Genomic DNA, 4650 nt, shown 5'->3' on the forward strand with positions numbered 1-4650 from the left:
CCCGCGAACAAAGCGCGAGGGATGAACCGCAACAGCGTCACGGGACACCAAAGGGGTCTCAAGCTCGTAGACAGCAAAGGACGGGTCAGCCCGGCGTGCCACAGCAGTCGGCACCGCCTCAGTTGTCAGGAGGACGACGCGTTCCGCTGCACGGTGCCACCACTCGCGTGAGAGCACCTGCCAATCGCGGCCATGTCGGGCTCCGTAGATATCCGTCCGTGTGGGGGCACCCTCATCGGCAGCATTGTCGTTGGCGATTGCTCGAACCCCGTACTCCCCGCTGTCCGCTGTCGTCACGTGCTCCCAGCGCGCAACGCCGTACTCGGCAATCCGACGCACCTCCTCGAAACTGACAGGCAACTCCCGATCGTCGATCAGAGGATGACCTTCAGCCGTCACGTAAGCTTCGTAACTCGCGAGCAGCTTCGGGAGGGATGGCTGCTCAGCACACCAGAGCTTCGTGTCCGAGTTCACCAGCGCATCGACCCACCACAGCACTGTGTCGGGATACGCCTCGATCAAGCTGTCCACCTTGACCTCATCATGGACCAAAAGCCCGAGCTTCGTCTGTAGGCGCAGAAGTGCGTTGCGCTCCGCTCTTCCGCCTTGATCGTTCTCCCAGAAGGAAGGAGCCCACATCAGGCGAGTAAGTCCGCTTCGCTTCCACTCATGGGCAACCTGATGAACTGTGAAGAACGCTGGGGACCGATCGCCGATGTCCGACCACAGGCGTGCATGTCGCGCCTGGAAGCTCTCAGTCACCTTGGGCTGCAACGTCTCGATCGCGGCCCACCGGCTGGGGAAGCCCCGGCGAGCAGCATCCTCGGTCGAGATCGGGTTGATGCGTAGCTGCTTGCACTCCTCCTCGTAAGCACGAGAGAAGCTGGGCAACAGAACGCCGACAAAGCCGAGGTCGCCCTGCACCGCATTGAAGGCGTCGCACTTCTTCCTCGCCGCCTCGTAGTCGGCGAAGGCGTACATCACCAGCGTGCTCTCGCCTTGGCGCTCAAGGTCGGCTGCGAACTCATGGTGGAGCGCCATTAACACCGATGTTTTGCCTACCCCTTCGGGGCCAACGACAAGGAGCAGGGGGTTCTGGGCAACGGTGCTCCTGAAGAACGCCTCCATCTCGGTTCGGGCTGAGGATGCGTCCACCACCTGCTTGCGGAAGCGCTCCTCAATCGGGCTTACGGCGCAGGTCTGGGTCTCGGTCAGCATCTCCTGAAGTGTCAGTCTCTCGCCATCCTGCTCGCGAGCGGAAAACTCAGCCCGCCATACATCTAGCATGACACCGAGGGTGTAGGGCAGTGCTTTGGCCGTAAGGTTCGCGGCGTCGCGCCCGACGAGATGGATGGTGCTGTAGTCCTCGCGCATCACCGACGAGGGGGTCGCGTCGGCTTCGGAATTCCTGAACTTGGCGACGTAGCGGCCACCCTCAAAGTCGAGGTGATCAAAGCGCGGCCATCCATGGTACCAAACACGCAAGCGCTCCTCGCAGTAAGCCTCCTCTGTTGAGGTGACACGGCAGGCTCTGGCCGCAGGCGTGGTCTTGCGCCTCGCCTTGTGGATGCTCGCCTCCGCGCGGAAGGGCTCTGGCGTGAAGAACAAGGGCAAGCTGTCGCCAGCCGCACGGCCACGTGCCTTCTCCCACAGGGTAACCTGCGGGAACACGGTGCCTCGCGGGAAGCCAAGAAGATGACTGTCGCTCTCGATGACCCGCGATCCGTTCGGTATGCGCCGGAAGCTCTCGGGGAAGCTGAGGCAGCGATCGGCCTGATGGCCGTGAACCCCCAACGTTGTCAGAACTGTCTCGTGTAGGCGGTCCCAATGAGCGACGAGACCACGCCGCAGGTCGGTGCTGCTAATCTCGCCCAAGCCCAGACGTGCCGCCGCCAGCGTGGTTTCGAACACGACGTGAATGTGCAAGCTCTTGTTGCCTGAGTAGTTGACCGTCAGCCCGGCGAAGTCGGCAAAGCCGGAGCAGTGCCTGTAGAGATCGCCCATTGGACAATCGAGCAGCCCCTTGGAGGAGCGCAGCCACGAAAGCTGGAGCTTCAGGAACTCCGGGTCTTTCACATCGAACTCGAACGTGAAGACCCGATGATCACCGAGCACAACCCGATCCATCGGTGGGTCTGGCTGCTTCGACTGCCGCTCGGTTCCCTCCTCTGCGGTGAAGGGCACCCACAGCCGGAGCGAATTCGCAAAGAAGGTGAGCCCGGTTAGCGGGTCGCCTTCATAGGTGACCAGCGGATCGGGATCAGTTGCGAGCGCCTCTGCAAGGGTGTGATTACGTCCCACAGAAAAGGGATCGAGAGCCACGGGGTAGTAGACACCACCGAGGAAGTCAGGACGAAAGAGGCGGGGCCGGATGATGTTCTCGGTGAACCATGTCGTAGGCTTCTGGATCGCTCTGACGAACTGGTTGGCCGCCTTGCGGCCGAGAGCCGGGGCGATGTGATCATGGCAGAAGGGGACAAGCCACTGCTGGTCGTTTTGGGAAAAAAGCATGTTTCAAATCCGCTAATGAAAAACCCTGCACGGTGGCAGCCATGCAGGGCTCTTCATCAGCGCCAGGGAGGCGGACCAACTCTCGGAGATACAGGAAGACAGAAGCGCAATATGCTCCATTCCTGACACAAGGGCTGGCTGATTCGGTCGCACCACTGCCATGACGCACGGGGTATTTATAATAATACCCCGCCTCACCGAAGAAAGGCTATATGTTTTTGCGCTAAATTTGCTTCTCAGAACGATGACACGAAGTTATTTTGGGTCGTTAAGTTCCCAGCCTTGCATAAGTGTGTCGAGTAGCAATTTTTGGCGCTGCTTCACTATAGAAATGGTCCATTCGCTTTTAGCAAGGACCTGACTGGTTAGCGCATAGGATGAAATATTCTTTGTTCCCGAGAAGTAAACTTCGCATTTCTTTTTGAAATCAAAGTTCTGAGCTTCGGAATTTTTCTTCTTATTAAGAGGAACTAGGTTTGCTAGGCGATGAACCCATTGGCCCCTAACATCCTCATCGGGCCACAATTCAGCCCACTCGCCATCAGGTTTTACAGTCTGAGGTAGAACATGTTCAATCGTAAGTATTTTCGGATCGTATGTGGCTGCCCCGTCAGCTACGAATGAATCAAGCCTAAGCATCAAGTAATTACGCTTCCGTGAACTGAGATTATATATTTCGCCATTCAACGTTTCCCGGAATTCTTTTGTATAACTTTTATCGAACTTAAGCTGATCCATATCGTTGGGATCGAGACCTTTTTCGATTTCGACTATGAGCTCTCCATATACCTCTATGCGCTTATTAACGTTCCAGCGCGATATGTGCATGTAGGCTGCTACTCGCTCAAGTAACTTAAAAAATAGCGCTACTTCGGCGGGTTTATTTCTGTAAATCTTGAGATACAGCATCGCAGGCGGCACCCAATCGGAGTTGTCGATCCGGTGGAGCCATTTCAAATACCCGTTGATGACTTCCGCGTGGTTCGTAGACGCAAAAGACAGGCTACGAATTTCGATCAAGGCGTCTGCAAAAGGCTCAAGGACTTCGTCGATAAATTTACAGGGATCAGGATTTTTCGGTACAACCGACGATTTGAATTCTTCAAGTAGGGTACGCTTAGCCTTTTCTTTCGCATATATCATTCTGATATAACTAAAAAGATCGTTAAACCCACTTCTCGTTAGCTCCACCTCCATACTTTCCCATTTAACATTATAAGTATTCCTGATATCTTCATTTCTTATTTTGCCGACAATGTCAGCCTTTATAATATCCGTTGGTTGCAGATCGAGTCCACGACTGTTCATTACCGAAAAGACACGAAAGGCGCTTTCTTGCGTTGGGGTTGAGACTGTGACTAGAAAGCAGCGCGTTAACAAAAAAGTGACGAAATCTTGAAGCTGAGCCAGGGTTTCAAACCGTTTTGAAATTTCTTGCAGCAAATGAATGGAATTTGCGCGTATGTTCCTCTGCGACTCGTTGTCGAGCGAGGCGGGGTCGCGATCAGCCAAGCTAGAGAGAGCAAAGTTTTGAATGTATTTCTCAAAAAATGGCTGATCTCGTTCTCTAAGTGAGAGTCGTACCTTTGGCTGGATGCCCTCCATTTTCTTTCCAGCTTCAAGGATGTAAGGCTTAATTTCTTCCAGATATTCGCTGCTGTGAGCGCACGCTAAGGCCGCCAACAATATCGTTAAAGTAGTAAGGCGCTGCTGTCCGTCGATGACCTCCGAGCAGGGGATACCCTCTGATTTGATCAGTACAATACTACCTAAAAAATATCCGTCGTCGTTTGAGTTTTCACAGAAGTCGCACAAGTCGTCCAATAGCTCCGATGCTTGATCGACTTCCCAAGCATAAGGTCTCTGGTACGAAGGGATGATAAATTCGAATTCAGAACTAAAAATCTTCGATAGGGGATACTCAGCCCCGCTGATCTTTTTGGCAGGCGCTTTCTCGGGTTGCTTTGAACCAAGCATTAAGACGTTCCCTTTACTTTGATATTGAAAACTGATGGAAGATTACAGTTAGAAAGCAGTTGGTTCCGTTCCGTTCGCGCCATAATCCGTACGGAACCGAGTTAAAGCACGAATGTAAGTAGGAGTTGAGCACGGACATTATCGACTGCAAAGCCGCCGATC

Annotated in this window: 2 protein-coding genes; both read right to left on the minus strand. The window is 54.1% G+C overall.

Going from position 1 to position 4650, the window contains the following annotated elements; genetic code table 11:
- Positions 1-2511, minus strand: a 2511-nt coding sequence (locus tag RQI43_RS24415; protein ID WP_311276894.1) for a hypothetical protein, incomplete at its 3' end; no start/stop codon positions are given.
- A 255-nt stretch (positions 2512-2766) separates the two neighbouring features.
- Positions 2767-4488 (minus strand): DUF262 domain-containing HNH endonuclease family protein, encoded by a 1722-nt coding sequence (locus RQI43_RS24420; protein ID WP_311276895.1) that lies wholly within the window; start codon positions 4486-4488, stop codon positions 2767-2769.
- Between the last annotated feature and the right edge of the window lie 162 nt (positions 4489-4650).

Source organism: Methylobacterium sp. WCS2018Hpa-22 (assembly GCF_031843785.1).
In the GTDB taxonomy this organism is placed as follows: Bacteria; Pseudomonadota; Alphaproteobacteria; order Rhizobiales; family Beijerinckiaceae; genus Methylobacterium.

Bases quoted from the DNA above. Each gene is read 5' to 3' on its own strand.
- RQI43_RS24420 (WP_311276895.1), bottom strand. From the start codon at position 4,488: ATGCTTGGTTCAAAGCAACCCGAGAAAGCGCCTGCCAAAAAGATCAGC.